The 16,079-nt window shown below is 60.6% G+C and carries 14 protein-coding genes; 7 read left to right on the top strand and 7 right to left on the bottom strand.

Going from position 1 to position 16,079, the window contains the following annotated elements:
• Window positions 1-22: 22 nt before the first annotated feature.
• On the bottom strand, window positions 23-556 hold the full coding sequence (locus ACP7E6_RS20850; RefSeq protein ID WP_426231631.1) for an NUDIX hydrolase: 534 nt from the start codon (window positions 554-556) through the stop codon (window positions 23-25).
• Between the two features lie 5 nt (window positions 557-561).
• On the bottom strand, window positions 562-1,566 hold the full coding sequence (locus ACP7E6_RS20845) for a substrate-binding domain-containing protein (protein WP_426231630.1): 1,005 nt from the start codon (window positions 1,564-1,566) through the stop codon (window positions 562-564).
• A 183-nt stretch (window positions 1,567-1,749) separates the two neighbouring features.
• Here ACP7E6_RS20845 and ACP7E6_RS20840 point away from each other — a divergent pair, with 183 nt between their 5' ends.
• The 4 genes from ACP7E6_RS20840 (at window position 1,750) to ACP7E6_RS20825 (ending at window position 7,045) form a co-directional block, all read left to right on the top strand.
• The gene (locus tag ACP7E6_RS20840) at window positions 1,750-2,781 is read left to right on the top strand and encodes an ABC transporter substrate-binding protein (RefSeq protein WP_426231628.1); all 1,032 of its coding nucleotides are present in this window, start codon (window positions 1,750-1,752) and stop codon (window positions 2,779-2,781) included.
• Window positions 2,782-2,928: 147 nt separating this feature from the next.
• Window positions 2,929-5,160, top strand: coding sequence for an ABC transporter permease (locus tag ACP7E6_RS20835; protein ID WP_426231627.1), 2,232 nt, complete (start codon window positions 2,929-2,931; stop codon window positions 5,158-5,160).
• On the top strand, window positions 5,157-6,218 hold the full coding sequence (locus ACP7E6_RS20830) for an ABC transporter ATP-binding protein (RefSeq protein WP_426231625.1): 1,062 nt from the start codon (window positions 5,157-5,159) through the stop codon (window positions 6,216-6,218). The genes ACP7E6_RS20835 and ACP7E6_RS20830 overlap by 4 nt, the downstream gene beginning before the upstream one ends.
• Before the next feature lie 29 nt (window positions 6,219-6,247).
• Complete coding sequence (locus tag ACP7E6_RS20825) at window positions 6,248-7,045, top strand: inositol monophosphatase family protein (RefSeq protein WP_426231624.1); 798 nt, start codon at window positions 6,248-6,250, stop codon at window positions 7,043-7,045.
• Window positions 7,046-7,105: 60 nt separating this feature from the next.
• Here ACP7E6_RS20825 and ACP7E6_RS20820 read toward each other — a convergent pair whose 3' ends face one another.
• From ACP7E6_RS20820 to ACP7E6_RS20800, 5 genes are all read right to left on the bottom strand, one after another.
• Window positions 7,106-8,212, bottom strand: a complete 1,107-nt coding sequence (locus ACP7E6_RS20820) for an HPP family protein (protein WP_426231623.1) — start codon at window positions 8,210-8,212, stop codon at window positions 7,106-7,108.
• A gap of 157 nt (window positions 8,213-8,369) precedes the next feature.
• Window positions 8,370-9,896, bottom strand: a complete 1,527-nt coding sequence (locus tag ACP7E6_RS20815) for an ABC-F family ATP-binding cassette domain-containing protein (protein ID WP_426231622.1) — start codon at window positions 9,894-9,896, stop codon at window positions 8,370-8,372.
• Between the two features lie 323 nt (window positions 9,897-10,219).
• Window positions 10,220-10,975 (bottom strand): ABC transporter ATP-binding protein, encoded by a 756-nt coding sequence (locus ACP7E6_RS20810; RefSeq protein ID WP_426231621.1) that lies wholly within the window; start codon window positions 10,973-10,975, stop codon window positions 10,220-10,222.
• Window positions 10,969-12,036 (bottom strand): FecCD family ABC transporter permease, encoded by a 1,068-nt coding sequence (locus ACP7E6_RS20805; RefSeq protein WP_426231620.1) that lies wholly within the window; start codon window positions 12,034-12,036, stop codon window positions 10,969-10,971. Before ACP7E6_RS20805 ends, ACP7E6_RS20810 begins: the two co-directional genes overlap by 7 nt.
• Window positions 12,037-12,039: 3 nt before the next feature.
• Window positions 12,040-13,173 (bottom strand): ABC transporter substrate-binding protein, encoded by a 1,134-nt coding sequence (locus tag ACP7E6_RS20800; protein ID WP_426231619.1) that lies wholly within the window; start codon window positions 13,171-13,173, stop codon window positions 12,040-12,042.
• A 122-nt stretch (window positions 13,174-13,295) separates the two neighbouring features.
• Here ACP7E6_RS20800 and ACP7E6_RS20795 point away from each other — a divergent pair, with 122 nt between their 5' ends.
• From ACP7E6_RS20795 to ACP7E6_RS20785, 3 genes are all read left to right on the top strand, one after another.
• Window positions 13,296-14,114, top strand: coding sequence for a class I SAM-dependent methyltransferase (locus ACP7E6_RS20795; protein WP_426231618.1), 819 nt, complete (start codon window positions 13,296-13,298; stop codon window positions 14,112-14,114).
• 79 nt (window positions 14,115-14,193) lie between these two features.
• Complete coding sequence (locus tag ACP7E6_RS20790; RefSeq protein ID WP_426231617.1) at window positions 14,194-15,300, top strand: aminotransferase class I/II-fold pyridoxal phosphate-dependent enzyme; 1,107 nt, start codon at window positions 14,194-14,196, stop codon at window positions 15,298-15,300.
• A gap of 10 nt (window positions 15,301-15,310) precedes the next feature.
• Window positions 15,311-15,928, top strand: a complete 618-nt coding sequence (locus ACP7E6_RS20785) for a helix-turn-helix transcriptional regulator (protein WP_426231616.1) — start codon at window positions 15,311-15,313, stop codon at window positions 15,926-15,928.
• Window positions 15,929-16,079: the final 151 nt, after the last annotated feature.

Below are 16,079 nucleotides of genomic sequence, written 5' to 3'. Positions count from 1 at the left end.
CAGTCTGCTGAGCGCGAGACGGCTATCTGTGACCGCCCGCCTGTTGGCGGGAAACATTTGCCCGTTGCATAGACAGGAAAAGTCCTTTGAGCTCAGGCTCTCGTACACGCCGCGCCGCCTCGACGCAGGACACCCACTCGCTGAGCCGCTGGCCCTTCTCACGAAAGACATCGCAGCTTTCCTTGACATCGAGCAGGTGCACTTGGACGCAACAAGGCGCGCGCTCGCCATTGGTGAACATCTTCAGATAGGTGAAATATCCGAACGGCTTTTTCGTTGCCCTGCCGCGCACGCCGGCCTCCTCAAAGGCTTCGATCGCGGCGACCTCGTGCGGCTTTTTGCCGGCTATGGGCCAGCCCTTGGGAATGATCCAGCGGCCGCTTTGACGGCTCGTTACCAAAAGAACTTCGAATATGCCACCTTCCGCACAAATGCGGTAGCACAACGCCGCGAACTGCTCGCGCGTCCGCTCCTTGAACAAGGTTTCGGTAAATGGTGCCAGCTCGGACAAAAAGGTTGCCGGTTTTTTCGACGATTTTTTCAGCGCACCGCCCATAGGGTTTACCCGCCTCTGATCGAGGTTCGCCATACCAAGTCGGCATGCAGGCGCACCGTATGGTTCTCAGGCTCGGCATCCTCGGATACCAGCCAGGACACGGCCTCGCGCGCAATCGTGTCCACGGGCTGCGCGAATGTGGTCAACCCATAGGATGACCAGGACGCCTGCTCGATATCATCGAAACCGGCGACACAAATCTGATCTGGAACGGACACTGAAAACTGATGACGGGCGGCATCCATGAAACCGCAGGCGAGGAGATCGGTGGCGCAGAACACTGCGTCCGGACGCTCCTTGCGGGTCAGAAGCTGTTGGGCGACAACCCGGCCACTTTCATACCCGGTATGGCCGAACCGCTCGACGATCACATCCAGACCCAGCGCCTTGGCAGCGGCAACGAAGCCGTGCTCGCGTGCCATCAGGCTTGGGGTACCGGCCTGGGAGTTGGCAAAGGCAAGCTTGCGGCAGCCAGCCCGCACGAACGCGGTGGCAATACGCGAAGCCGCATCCGCGTCATCCAGATTGATCTTCAGCGGCCCTTCCCGGTCGTCATCGCGGTTGATCAGCACCAGCCGCTGGCCGTTCTTCAGACAAAGGTCGGTAATCGACTTGTCCGGCAGGCCGGACAGGATGACCGAGGCATCGGCCCGGTAGCGGATCGCCTGCCGGAGAGCCAGGTCGACACTGCCGTCCGACCGGTCGGTGTTGATCAGCATCGCGACCTTGCCGGAATTCTGCAACTGCTGTGTCAGGGCGCGCAACAGCGCCGAACGATAGGGCGTGCCGATTTCTGAGACGATCAGGCAGACGATGCCGCTTTCGTTGCGCATGAGTCCGCGGGCCAGGTGATTGACGTGGTAGCCGAGCGCCTCTGCGGCATCGAGCACTTTCTGCCGCGTTTTCGGCGAAACGCTGGCACCTGATGTAAACGTACGGGAAACTGCGGAGCGCGAAACCCCGGCCTTCTCCGCCACTTCCTGGGCACTGACGAATAATTTTTGTGACACGATGCGGTCCGTCCTCTTGCGCATAATCTGCACAATTTTGCAATTGCGTGCAAGCGCTCGATCCCTCGAAGTGTGACAGTTTTGTGAAGATTTTGTTTGACAGCCGTTGTCATCTCATGCAGCATTTGCACACGCTTGCAAAAGCTGATGGCGTGGAGGCGCCGCTTAACAGGAGGAAATTTCATGGGTTCACGATATATTGCCGTCGCCGCATTGGCCGCCGGAACGACACTTTCAGCTTTCTCGGCCCAGGCCGCCGGCGATCTCAACCTGATCTGCTCGGCCGATGTGGTCATCTGCGAGCAGATGAAGGGCGACTTCGAAAAGGCGCACAGCGACATCAAGGTCAACATGGTGCGCCTGTCTTCCGGCGAAACCTATGCCAAGATCCGGGCCGAGGCGCGCAATCCGAAAACTGACATCTGGTGGGCCGGAACAGGCGATCCGCACCTGCAGGCAGCATCTGAAAACCTGACCCTGGAATACAAGTCGCCGATGCTCGATCAGTTACAGGATTGGGCAAAGAAGCAGGCGGAAAGCTCCGGCTACAAGACGGTCGGCGTCTACGCCGGCGCTCTCGGCTGGGGCTACAATACCGAGATTTTCAAGACCAAGGGTTTCAAGGAGCCGAAATGCTGGGCGGACCTTCTCGACCCGGCATTCAAGGGTGAAATCCAGATTGCCAACCCGAACTCTTCCGGAACGGCCTATACGGCGCTCGCTTCATTGGTCCAGATCATGGGCGAAGACCAGGCCTACGACTATCTAAAGAAGCTCAATGCCAATATTTCGCAATATACCAAGTCCGGCTCTGCCCCGGTAAAGGCGGCTGCACGTGGCGAAACGGCGATCGGCATCGTCTTCATGCATGATGCCGTTGCCCAGACGGCCGAAGGTTTTCCGGTCAAGTCGGTCGCACCGTGCGAAGGTACCGGTTACGAGATCGGCTCGATGTCGATCGTCAAGGGCGCAAAGAACCTCGACAATGCCAAGACCTGGTACGACTGGGCGCTGAAGCCGGATGTGCAGTCACGCATGAAGGATGCAAAATCCTTCCAGCTGCCGTCCAACAAGACGGCTGAAATCCCCAAGGAAGCACCGCGCTTCGAGGACATCAAGCTGATCGACTACGACTTCAAGACCTATGGCGATCCGGCCAAGCGCAAGGAACTGCTTGAGCGCTGGGATCGCGAAATCAGCGCCAACGCCAACTAAGAGAAACGGGTCAGGCGGAGGCCATCGTCAAGGCCAGACCCAAAGTTTTTCCCGGCCGGGGATCGCGCAACCCTCCACAGATTGCGGCGCCGTCTCCGGCCACTCCTAACTCCATATTTTGCATCATGAAAAGGCGCGGGGATCGTTATGGACCATCGCAACCGTAGGCTGGACATTGTCCTCGGAATAGGCATTGCTGCCTTCCTCCTTGTCCCGTGGTACCGGATCGAAGGCGGATTTCTCGGATTCGGCTGGTTTTCCGGCTTTCCGACCGAGACCTCCGTCGCTCCGGGCATTCTGCAAATCCTCAGCTACGGCCGCTGGTGGCTGGCCTTTGCCGGCCTGATCATGGTGGCTGCAGTCGCCGCGCGCTTCATTCGCGATCCGATGCCGCGCGGAACATTGCTGGCCGCGGCAGGCGCCGCCGGCGTGCTGTTTCTGACACTTCAGGGTCTTGCGATCGGCTTTTCCGGCTGGTCCTGGACGATCAGCGAAACGCTGTTTGGCGCATTGGCCGACGGCCAGCCGGCCATGGGTGCCGGTGCAGTGCTTTCAGCATTCGCCTTCGTTCTGATCTTCTCTTTCGGCCTTGCCGAGCGCGGCGTCATGAAGGGCGATGCCTTTGTCGTCTCCTCGATCGCTATCCTGGTTTTCCTCGTAGCGATCTTCGTATTCTATCCGGTCGGCAGCATGCTGGTCGGCGCCTTCCAGGATTTCGACGGCTCGTTCAATCCGGACGGTTTTACCCGCAACATTCAGGACAATTCGATCTGGAGCCTTGGCTGCGTTGTTGGTGGCGAGCGCTGCGGCGTTGCCTGGCGCACACTCTGGCTGGCCTTGATGACAGCCAGCGGCTCCACCATCATGGGTCTTGCCTTTGCGCTGGTCGCCACCCGCACGCGCTTCCCGTTCAAGAAGGGCCTGCGGCTTTTGACGGTGCTGCCGATCATTACCCCACCCTTCGTCATCGGCCTTGCCCTCACTTTGCTGTTCGGCCGCGCCGGGGTGATCACAGAAAGCCTGTCCAACCTGTTCGGCATCGAGCCCGGCCGCTGGCTCTATGGCCTTACCGGCATCTGGATCGCCCAGGTCCTGTCGTTCACGCCGATTTCCTTCCTCGTGCTCATCGGCGTCGTCGAAGGCGTCAGCCCATCCATGGAAGAAGCGTCCCAGACATTGCGCGCTGACCGCTGGCGCACCTTCTGGCGCGTGTCGCTGCCATTGATGAAACCGGGCATCGCCAACGCCTTCCTGATTGGCTTTATTGAAAGCATGGCCGACTTCGGCAATCCGCTGGTGCTCGGCGGTAGCCATGGCGTGCTTTCGACTGAAATCTTCTTTGCCGTGGTTGGTTCGCAGAACGATCCGTCACGCGCCGCCGTACTCGCCATCATACTGCTCTGTTTCACGCTGACGGCATTCCTTGCCCAGCGTTACTGGCTGTCGGGCAAGAATTTTGCCACCGTGACCGGCAAGGGCGACAGCGGCTCGCATATCGCGCTGCCCCGCTCTATCTCGATCGCCGTGCATGCCATGGTTATCCCGTGGATGATCTTCACGATCGTCATCTATGGCATGATCCTGGTCGGCGGCTTCGTGAAGACCTGGGGACTGGACAATTCGCTGACGCTTGATCACTACGCCCGCGCATTCTCCGTCGAAATGCGCGATGGCGCGCTGGCCTGGACCGGCGTTGCCTGGAATTCCTTCTGGACGACGATCGAGATCGCGCTGATCTCGGCGCCGCTGACGGCTGCCGTCGGGTTGCTGACGGCCTATCTGATCGTCCGGCAGAAATTCGCCGGCAGGAATGTGTTCGAATTCGCCCTGATGATGAGCTTTGCCATTCCCGGCACGGTCATCGGCATCAGCTACATCATGGCCTTCAACCTGCCGCCGCTGGAAATGACCGGTACGGCACTGATCCTGATTGCCTGCTTCGTCTTCCGCAACATGCCGGTCGGCGTGCGCGGCGGCGTGGCGGCGATGAGCCAGCTCGACAAGAGCCTCGACGAGGCATCGCTGACCCTGCGCGCCAACAGCTTCAGGACGATCCGCAAGGTTATCCTTCCGCTGCTACGCCCGGCGATCACCGCAGCCTTGGTCTATTCCTTCGTGCGGGCCATCACCTCGATCAGCGCCGTCATCTTCCTCGTCAGCGCCGAATACAACATGGCGACCTCCTATATCGTCGGCCTCGTCGAAAACGGCGAATATGGCGTGGCGATCGCCTATTCCTCGATGCTGATCGTGGTGATGATTGTCGTTATCGCCAGCTTCCAGCTTCTCGTCGGAGAACGCCGGCTGCGGCGCGAAAACCGCGTTGCCGGCGTCACCTCAGCCCCTTCCCTTTCCCTCGGTCAGGAGAAAACCGTATGATCACCTCTCGCTCCGGCTCGGTCGTCTTCCAGAATATCAAGAAACAGTTCGGTGCCTTCACCGCCATTCACGACCTGTCGCTGACCATTGAGCCCGGCCAGCTGGTCACGTTGCTCGGGCCTTCCGGCTGCGGCAAGACCACGACACTGCGCATGCTGGCCGGCCTTGAACATCCAAGCTCCGGCAAGATCCTGATCGGCGGCAAGGATGTGACCATGCTGCCGGCCAACGAGCGCGACGTTTCGATGGTGTTCCAGTCCTATGCGCTGTTTCCGCATATGAGCTCGCTCGACAATGTCGCCTATGGCCTGGAATCGTCCGGGCTCAAGAAGAAGGAAGCCCGTGAAAGGGCGGAGGAAGGTCTGAAACTGGTCGGTCTCGCCGGCATGGGCGGACGGCTTCCCGCCGAGCTTTCCGGCGGCCAGCAGCAGCGCGTCGCTGTTGCCCGCGCACTCGTTCTGGAACCGCAGGTGCTGTTGCTCGACGAGCCGCTGTCCAATCTCGACGCCCGGCTGCGCCGCCAGGTACGAACCGAAATCCGTGACCTGCAGCAGCGCCTCGGCTTTACCGCCGTCTACGTCACCCATGATCAGGACGAAGCACTGGCCGTCTCCGACCGCATCGTCATCATGAAGGACGGTGTGATCGCGCAGGAAGGCTCGCCTCGCGATCTCTATGAAGCGCCAGCTTCGGCCTTCATTGCCGACTTCATGGGCGAGGCCAATGTGGTCGCCTGCGATGTCATCAGCGTCGATGGCGCCGACGCCACCATCCGCATCGGCGGGCTCGAACATCGCGTACCCAGCCGCAATGCCAAACCCGGACCGGCAAAGCTTGCGGTGCGGCCAAACTCGATCACGCTTGAGCCGGCATCGGGTGCTGCCTTTCCCGGCCAGATTACCCATGCGGCCTATCTTGGCGACCATGTCGAATACGAGGTAGAGACAAGCACAGGCAGACTTTTCGTCGTCGATCCGGCCGTCGAACGGGCCTTGGCACCGGCGACCGAAGTCGCTATCGGCTTCAAGGGACGCGGTATCGCCATCATCAACGGCTGAGCCATACAATATTACAGAAGGACTATTTCATGACATTGCAGATCTCCGGGCTCGACGCGCGCTTCGCCTTGGCACAGGCTATCGCCAAGGAAGCAGGCAGCGTTGCACTCGACTATTACAACAGACGCGAGACGCTGGTGATCGAAACCAAGCGCGACCTGCAGGACGTTGTTTCCATTGCCGACCGCGAGGTCGAGAACCTCATTCGCGCCCGCGTCGCTGAGGTTAACCCGGGCGACGGCTTCCTGGGCGAGGAATATGGTCTTGCCCCCGGTGATTCCGGCTATACTTGGGTGGTCGATCCGATCGACGGTACCAGCCCTTTCGTCAACGGCATGCCGAACTGGTGCGTCTCGATCGCCGTGCTGCACGACAACGAACCGGTGATCGGCGTCATCTGCGCCCCCTGCCACGACGAACTCTATGCCGGCGCGAGCGGCAAGGGCGCGACGCTCAACGGCCGGGTGCTGACCCTCGATCCCTCCCGCACTATCCGCAACGCCGTCACCGGCATCGGTGCCAACAATTACGTGACGCCGGCCTTCGTCGGCAAAATGGTCGAGGACCTTTTGGCAGCGGGTGGCAATTTCATCCGCAATGGCTCCGGAGCGCTGATGCTCGCCTATGTCGCCGCCGGCCGTCTGGTGGGTTACTACGAGCCCTACATGCATGCCTGGGATTGCCTTGCCGGTTATTGCCTCGTCAAGGAAGCGGGCGGCTGGTATCACCCCTTCCCTGTCGAAGGAGAACAGCTGACCAAGGGGTCGCCGGTCCTGGCGACGGCTCCCGGCGCACGGGAAGACCTGATGAAAATCGCTGGCCTCTGAAAAAACCCTCATGGGGGCGTGCGCCAACGGGCGCCGCCCCATTGAGACCCGAGCAGCGCCTTACCGTTCGGCGCGACCAGCTGGCAAAGCGCGTGCCGCCGCGCTCAAAAGATCGGTCTGGGATATCAAGCCGAGTATCCGATGCTCGCTGTCGATGACGATGACCGCATGGGCGTGCCCGTCGGTCAGGACCGGCAATAGCGAGAACGCCGGATCGGTGGCTGAAGCGGTGGCGGCCTTCGACAGGATGTCGCCGACACGATCGGCATGCTTCGACAACTCCCGCAAACCGATCGTCCCGGCCAGATGGCCGTTCCCGTCCATGACCGGCAGCGTCCGGATATTATGCTTTAAGACAAGCGCGCGCGCATCGGCAGGGTCGGCATCGGCATCGATCGAGATGACGTCGCGGGACATGATGTCGGCGCAGCGGATATCGCCATGCGCGCGGATGGTTGCCTGAAGCTCGACCTGTTGCAGCAAACGGCTGAGATCGCCCCGGTCGATGTCGAAGGTTTCGTCAAACGCGGCCAGCGCGGCGTCGAGATCTTCCTCGCGAAAACCGACGCGCAGCGATGCGGGCAGGTCTGCCGTCTCGTGGATATTGACCGCCGTTATGGTCGCGGCATGCGGATAGTTGCGCCGGGCAAGCTTGTGAAACAGCAAGCCGAGCGCGACCAGAATGCAGGAATTGAGGCCGACCGGCACGAACGGAAACAACAGCCCCCAACTGGCAACTACCGGCCCGCCGAGCACGGCAGTCAGAGCCGCCGCCCCGCCAGGCGGATGAAGGCAACGCGTTAGCGACATTGCCGCGATGGCGAGCGAGACGCCGACGCCGGAGGCAATGACCGGATCGTGGACCAGAGAGGCGGTGATGATGCCCACCAGCGCCGAAATCGTATTGCCGCCGATGATCGACCACGGCTGCGCCAGCGGGCTGGCCGGTACCGCAAACAACAGTACGGCTGACGCGCCCATCGGTGCCACGATCAGAGGCAGGTGTGGTCCCTGCCCGAGCAGATAACTGCTGATCAGGCCAGTCAGGCCGATACCGATCAGCGCGCCGACACAGGCAATCAGCCGCTCGCGCAAGGTGGCGCCGGCCAGAATGGGAACGAACATTCGAAAACGGCCGTCCGGTTTGGGCTTTGGGGAATGGGACATTGCGAAACCGGACACGCCGAGACGGGATCGGGACACCGGCGCGCGCGTCATCCCGTGTCCCGGCTATAGGAAAATCACGCACAAAGCGCAACGGCCAAACGGCAACGGGCCTGGCGGCAAGGGCTGGGACGGCCGGTTTCCCGGCCGCCAAGATCACCTAGTTCTGTTTGGCGGCTTCGGCAAAGAAGCCTTCCGGACTATCGACCTCGACCAGCTTCTTCTTCTCGATCAACCAGAAGCGATTGCCGACCGAGCGGACAAAACTGCGGTCGTGCGAAACGAACAGGCAACTCGCCTGATGCGCCATCAGTTCGCCCTCCAGCGCCTCCTGGCCGTCGATATCCAGATGGTTGGTCGGCTCGTCGAGCACGTAGAAGTTGGGGTTGGTCAGCCGCAGGATCAGCATGCCGAGCCGTGCCTTCTGACCACCCGACAGCTGGCCAACCGGCCGCGCCTGCAGCTCGATGGACATTCCGGCGCCTGCCAGCAGTGCCCGCGCCCGCTGGTCGCCGATATCGAACCGGCGAATAATCGTCCCCATCGGGGTGTCTTCATTGCGAAGATCGGCGAGCGCCTGATCGCCATAGCCGAGAACCAGCGAAGGCGTCGCCTTGATGCCGTCCTGCGCCACCTCCGGCTGTTCGATCGCCCTGCGCAGCATCGAGACAAGGCGGGTTTTTCCGGCGCCGTTGGCCCCGAGAAGTACGATCCGGTCACCCTGGCAGACGAACTGCTTGCCGATCTTGAACAACAGGGTGCCATCCGGCGTCTGAACCGTGGCATCCTCCAGGGTGATCAACACCTTGGCATGGGTGCCGCGATTGGCGAGCCTGATGGCTCCGGCCGAGCGCTCCAGATGTGCGGGCTTGGCGGCATCTTCGAGCTTGTCCGCCCGCTGCTTCAGCTGCTTGGTCTTGACGACCAAGAGATCGCTGCCGGAATTGATGCCGATATTGTTGAGCTTGGCCGCCTGCTTGCGCAATTGATCGGCGACCTTGATATCGCGCTGATAGCGGCGCTCGTCAGCGGCGTCGGCCTCATCCAGTGCACCCCGCGCCCGTGTGTAGGGCAACGGAAAGATCTGCGATTGCTCGGCGCGCAGAAAGAGCGTGCGGTTGGTCACCGTGTCGAGGAAGGCACGGTCATGGCTGGCGATGATGACGGGCACATCGCGCGGCAGCGCATTCAGCCACGCCTCAAGCACGGCGATCTTGCCGAGATCGAGATGGTTGGTCGGCTCGTCGAGCATCAGTACATCCGGCTCGGTCACCCAGACGTGGGCAAGCATGGCAATCCGCTGCCAGCCACCGCTCAGCTGCTTCAACGGCCGCTGCCGCAAGGCCTCCGGCACATCGAGCTCCTCCAGCACCACATCGACACGCCAGCTTTCGCTTTCCTGCTGGTCGGCGGACAGCGCATCCAGCACGGCAGCATAAAAGGGCAGATCGAACAATCGGGTGGGAACGTTCTGTTCGACATAGCCGATGGTCAGGCCGCGTGCCTTGGTGATCTCGCCTTCGTTCGCCTCAAGGGCGCCGGCAAGGCAGCGAAACAGCGTCGACTTTCCGCGGCCATTGGCAGCGACGAGGCCGATGCGATCGCCGGCATTGACGACGAGGTTGAGTTTGGAGAACAGCGGACTGCCCAGCACGATGCCGAGATTGCGGATGTTGATAAGGGTCATGATCGGTCTCTGGTCTTGCCGCGCAAACATCCATCGAGGGCTCTCAAGCCATCATCGATGCGATGCGCGCGGCGGATAGAAAATACAGCAGCTCGAACCAATAGGATCAGCGCAGTGCCACGAAGGGCAGACCAGAAGACGGTTTTTTAAGAGAAACGGACTTTGGTCAGCCCTGCAAACGCATTTGCAGGGCGTTGACGGGGCCACGCTGGCGATGGTGCCGGAAAAATGTGTTCATTGCGCAGCCCTCCTTTCGATAGGGATCTCTCATAACATCCGATTTCGGGATTCGCAATCGCCCCCCAAAGCAGAGCAACCCGGCCTCAAAGGATGGAGTGATCGACGATGACGACGGGCTTGCCATGCGAACACATCTCGACCCGCGCCTCGACCCTGTAAATGTCACGCAGCATCGAATCCGTAATGACATCGCCGGTCGGGCCACTCGCGATCATCGCGCCCTTGGCGATGACGATGGTGTTTTCGCAATAGCGCAGCGCGTGATTGAGATCGTGCAAAGCAATCAGCACCGACATGCCGGACTTTGCCGCCAGCGACCGCATGAAGCCCAGAACTTCGATCTGGCGAAACAGATCGAGCGCCGAGGTGGGCTCGTCCATCAAAAGGATTTCGGGTTTGCGGATCAGTGCCTGGGCAATCGACACCAATTGCCGCTGGCCGCCGGACAGCTCGCCGAGGCCGCGAAAGGCAAGGTCGTCGATCCGCAGGGCCTGCAGGATACGGTCGATTTCCAGAAGCTCGCTGTCGCGCACCTTCCAGCTCGACCCTTGCTTGCTGGCGAGCAGCACGGATTCGTAGACCGTCAGAACGGCATTGGCGCCCGTGTCCTGCGGCATGTAACAGATGGTTTCCGGCCCCTTCAGCGTATCGGACAGAACGACCGTTCCCGGCCCCGAAGCGAGCCCGGCGATGCGCTTGAACAAGGTGGATTTACCCGCCGCATTCGGACCGATGACGGCAGTCATCACGCCGCCGTTGAGGACATCGGTATCGACGTCCGAGAGCACGACGTGCTTGCCGTATTTGGCGCCGACGCCCTTGAGTGCCAGACCTACCATGCCCGCCTCCGATTGGTGAAGATCAGGATGAAGAAGAACGGCACCCCGACCAGCGCGGTAATGACCCCGATCGGCAGGATGGCGCCGGGAATGAGCGTTTTCGACACGACGGATGTGGCCGACAAAAGCAGTGCGCCGCACAGCACGGACGCGGGCAGGAAGAACCGCTGATCCTCGCCCACCAGCATGCGGGCGATATGTGGGCCGACCAGGCCGACGAAACCGATGGTGCCGACAAAGGAGACCGGGATGGCCGCAAGCAGGCTGACGGTCATCATCGTCTGCAGCCGCAGCCCGCGCACATTGATGCCAAGGCTTGCCGCCTTGTCTTCACCGAGCCGCAACGCCGTCAGCGCCCAGGCCTGCCGTGCAAACAGCGGAAGGGCAAACACAAGCACCGCACCGGTGATCCAGACCTTCGGCCACGTCGCCTTGGTGAGGCTGCCCATCGTCCAGAAGACCACCGCCGCCAATGCCTGTTCGGAGGCCAAATATTCGAGGAGCGACAGCAGCGCGTTAAAGGTGAAGACCAATGCGATGCCGAGCAGCACGATGGTTTCGACCGTGACGCCGCGCATGGTCGAGGCGAAATGGATGAACAAAGCCGCCGCCATCGCCATCAGGAAGGCATTGATCGGGATCATGAACTGCACGGCGGCCGGAAAAAGCGCCACGCCGCCGACAAGGCCAAGCGCTGCGCCAAATCCGGCGGCGGCTGAAATCCCCAGCGTGAAGGGGCTTGCCAGCGGATTGGCGAGAATGGTCTGCATCTGCGCCCCGGCGACCGAGAGCGATGCGCCGACGGTCACGGCCATTATCGCGATCGGCATGCGGATATCCCAGATGACGACGCGCAGCTGATCGCTGACCGAACCGGCATAGAACAGGGAGGTCAGCACCTCTTTCAAGGTGTAATTGGCCGGCCCCAGCGCCATGTCGATGGAGACGCTGAGGAGCAGGGCCGCGACCATGCCGCAGATCAGCACGATCCGGCGAAAAGCCAGGGCGCGATACTGGACGCGCCCTGTTGTCGTTTCGCTCTGTTCGGCGGCAATGGCCATCGGTTATTCACCCTTCAGGGAGACGAAATAGCCGGGCTTGTAGTCCAGCGGCAGGAAGCGCGCATGCAGTTCCTTGAACGTCGCTTCCGGATCGAGATCCTTGAACAGTTCCGGATGCAGCCATTTGGCAATCTGCTGGATCGCCACGAACTGATACGGGTTGTTGTAGAACTGGTGCCAGATGGCGTGGACATTGCCGTCCTCGACCGCCTTGACGCCGGTGAATGCCGGGCGCTTGGTCAGGTTCTCGAGCTTGCGGTGCGCTTCGGTCAGATCGGCACCATAACCAACGCCGACCCAGTTGCCGCCAGGAACAAAGCCCTGCCAATTGCCTCCGGTGATGATGATTTGATCCGGATTGGAGGCGATGATCTGTTCCGGATTGACCGTACCGAACGTGCCTGGAATGATGTCCTTGGCCATATTCGTGCCCCCGGCGATTTCGACCATCCTGCCGAAATTCTCGTTGCCGAACGACATGCAGCAATCGTCGGAATAGCCGCCGGCCCGCTCGACGAAGACGACCGGTCGAACCATATCGGTCTTGGCCAGCACGTCGGTCACCTTGGCGATCTCGTCGGCGCGGAACTTGATGAAGTCCTCGGCCTTGGTTTCCTGACCAAGCAGCTTGCCCATGATCCGCATGCTGGCTTCGGTATTTTCCATCGGCTTTTCGCGGAAATCGATATAGACGAGCGGGATACCGACCTTGCCGAGCTTTTCGATATAGCCGGCTTCTTCGGTCGAGGTCTTCGCATCGAGGTTCATGATGACGACGTCGGGCTTCAGCGAAATGGCCTGTTCGATATCGAACGTGCCATCCTTCATGCCGCCGAATGTCGGCAGCTTTGCCATCTCCGGGTATTTGGCGAGATAGGTGGCATAGGTTTCCGGATCGGCCTTTGACAGGTCGTCCCGCCAGCCGACGATACGCTTGAAGGGTGCATCCCGGTCCAGTGCGGCGACGAAATAGATCTGCCGGCCCTCCCCGAGAATGACATTTTCGACCGGGACACTGACCTCGACGTCACGTCCGGTTATATCCTTGATGACGACCTTTTCACCGGCCAGCGCTGTACTGGAAAAAAGCGCGCAGAGACCCACGGCGACCAAGGCCGCCTTGCCGAACATACCCATCGTTTTCAACTCCATCGGGGAACTGCAAGTTTCGTAGATATCATGATATTGACAGTCAAGTTTTATCTTTTAGAAGCTTTCCAGAAACCGTTCGCCAACACTTCAATGCAAGGCAGCCATCCATGACTGACACGCCCCGTCTCTCGAACTATGACCTGCGCGACGAGATCAAGGCCTATTGGTCGGTGCGCGCGGCAACCTTCGATCAATCGCCGGGACACGAGATCTTCTCCGACGAGGAACGTGTTGCCTGGCATCGGCTGATCGGCAAGCATCTCGGCACGGGTTATGGGCGCTTGGCGCTGGATCTGGCCAGTGGCACCGGCGTCGTCTCGCATCTGATGGACGATCTCGGTTTCCAGGTCACCGGTCTCGACTGGGCCGAACCGATGCTGGAGCGCGCCCGCGACAAGGCGAAAACCCGCGCCCGGGACATCACCTTCCGCATCGGGGATGCCGAAAACACCATGGAGCCGGACGATCACTATGACGTGGTCATCAACCGGCATCTGGTCTGGACGCTGGTCGATCCGGCGAACGCCTTTGCCGAATGGTTGCGGGTGCTGAAACCCGGCGGCACGCTGCTGGTGATCGACGGAGATTTCGTCAACACGACCCTGTTCGAACGCGCGCTGATGAAGCTTGCCGGCTGGGGCCAGCGCTACGGGCTCTTGAAGGGCGATCCGCTTCATACCCCGCCCGGCATGATGGAGACCCACCGCAGCATTCTTTCGCGGGTCTATTTCTCGCAAGGCGCCCGCGCCGAAGCCGTCGCCGGTCTATTGGCTGCCGCAGGGTTCGAAAACATTGTCATCGATACCGATCTTGGCGACATCCACCGCACGCAGGCCAAGCACTGGAATATCCTGAAAGGGTTGGCCCGCGCGACACAGCATCGCTATGCGATCCGGGCAATCAAACCGGTTAAAGAATCAATATAGACCAACTTTCCATTCTGGACTTTATTGTCCATAGTCTCCGTGATAGACAAGCTGCATCGCTATCACGGAGAAGCCAGTCATGCAGATCGAGGAATTCACGCTCGAACGGATTCAGTCGCTTTATGAAAATCTGGTGGAGCTCAATCTCTCCGACAGCGGCGTCCATCCCTATTCGTTGAAGGAACTGTTGACGCCGGACCAACTGCTAGGCCTGCACGAGGTCGAGCTCGGCTACGGCTGGACCAATGGCGGCGTAGAGCTGCGCGATACCGTCGCCCGGCTCTACAAGGACCGTGACCGCGAAAACGTCATGGTCACCAATGGCTCGGCGGAAGCAAACTTCATTCTGGTCATGACTCTTTTGGAGCCCGGCGACGAGATGGTGATGTTCGTGCCGAACTATCTGCAGATCCGCGGCTGGGCAAAGGCGCTCGGCGTCACCGTCAAAGAGATCGTTTTGCGCGAGGAGCTGGGATGGTTGCCCGATCTCGACGAGGTGCGCGCCGCCGTTACCCCGAAGACCAAGATGATCAGCCTGTGTAATCCGAACAACCCGACCGGCAGCCTGTTGCCGCGCGAAACGATGGATGCGCTTGTCGATATCGCCCGCGAGCACGGCGTGTATCTGCATGCCGACGAAATCTACAAGGGTTCCGAACTGGATACCGAAGAGTCCATCAGCTTTGCCGACCTATACGAAAAGGCAGTGGTAACCGCGGGGCTTTCCAAGGCGATGGCGCTTCCGGGCCTCCGGCTCGGCTGGTTGGTTGGTCCGGCCAAGGAAATCTACGGCACCTGGCAGCGCAAGGACTATACCTCGATCACTACCGGGGCATTGAGCGAGCACATCGCCAATATCGTCCTGCAGCCAGCCAAACGGGCCGAAATTCTGGCACGCAGCCGCCATCTGCTACGGGAAAATCGGGCGTTGCTGACAGCCTGGATCGAGGCGCACAACAATTTATTTTCCTACCTGCCGCCACGCGCCGGCGGCATGGCTTTCGTTCGTTATAACCGTGACATCAACTCCTCCGTTCTGGTCGATCGGGTGCGGGAGCAAAAGAGCGTCATGCTGGTGCCCGGCGATGTCTACGGCCTTGACGGCTATATCCGCATCGGTATCGGCGCACAGAAGCCTCATCTGGAAGCCGGGTTGGAGCGCCTTGCAGATTTCATGAGGGGTTGAGAACCACCCTATGAAGCCTGAACTCGCCTCCTATGCTGCCGTTTGCGATGGTGTCGCACAGCTGTTCCAGCCATTTGTCGAGGTGGTGCTGCACGATCTCGACACGGAGACGGCGGCGCACATCGCCGGGAATTTTTCCAAGCGCGAGATCGGCGAGCCCTCGTTGTTGCACGAGATCGACTTCCGTCCGGCCGAGCGGCTTCTCGGCCCTTATGATAAGGTCAACTGGGATGGCCGCCGCATCAAGTCGATCAGCATCATCCTGCGCGATAGCAGCGAGCGGCCGATGGCCGTGATGTGCATCAATGCCGACGTCTCGCATTTTCATGCCGTGATGCAGACGTTGAGCGCCTTCGCCTCGATCCCCGTCGATCATGCCAAGCCGGCAAGCCTGTTCAAGGAAGACTGGCACGAGCGTATCAACGAGTACATCCAGAACTGGACGGGTTCGCGCGGGCTGATCATCGCCGACCTGACCCGCGAGCAGAAGCAGCAGGTGGTCAAGGATCTCTCGGCCGACGGCGCTTTCGGCGGCAAGAACTCCGCCGCCTACATCTCGCGCATCCTCGGCATGGGCCGCGCGACCGTCTACAAATATCTCAGCCAGGACCGATCGGCGGACGAATGATCATCCTGTCACACTGAGATAGAGGCTTTGGTCGATCTCGACAGTGCGCTTGCGGCGGCTTCACCCCGGCGATATCACCATCGCTGATCTTACCGGCATCGCAATTCAGGATATCGCCATCGCAACTGCTGTTCTCGAGGCACACCAGCGC

Source organism: Pararhizobium sp. DWP3-4 (genome assembly GCF_049898205.1).
GTDB lineage: Bacteria > Pseudomonadota > Alphaproteobacteria > Rhizobiales > Rhizobiaceae > Pararhizobium.
The sequence above is the reverse complement of the archived record's forward strand: the minus strand, read 5'-3'. Positions and strand labels throughout refer to the sequence as shown.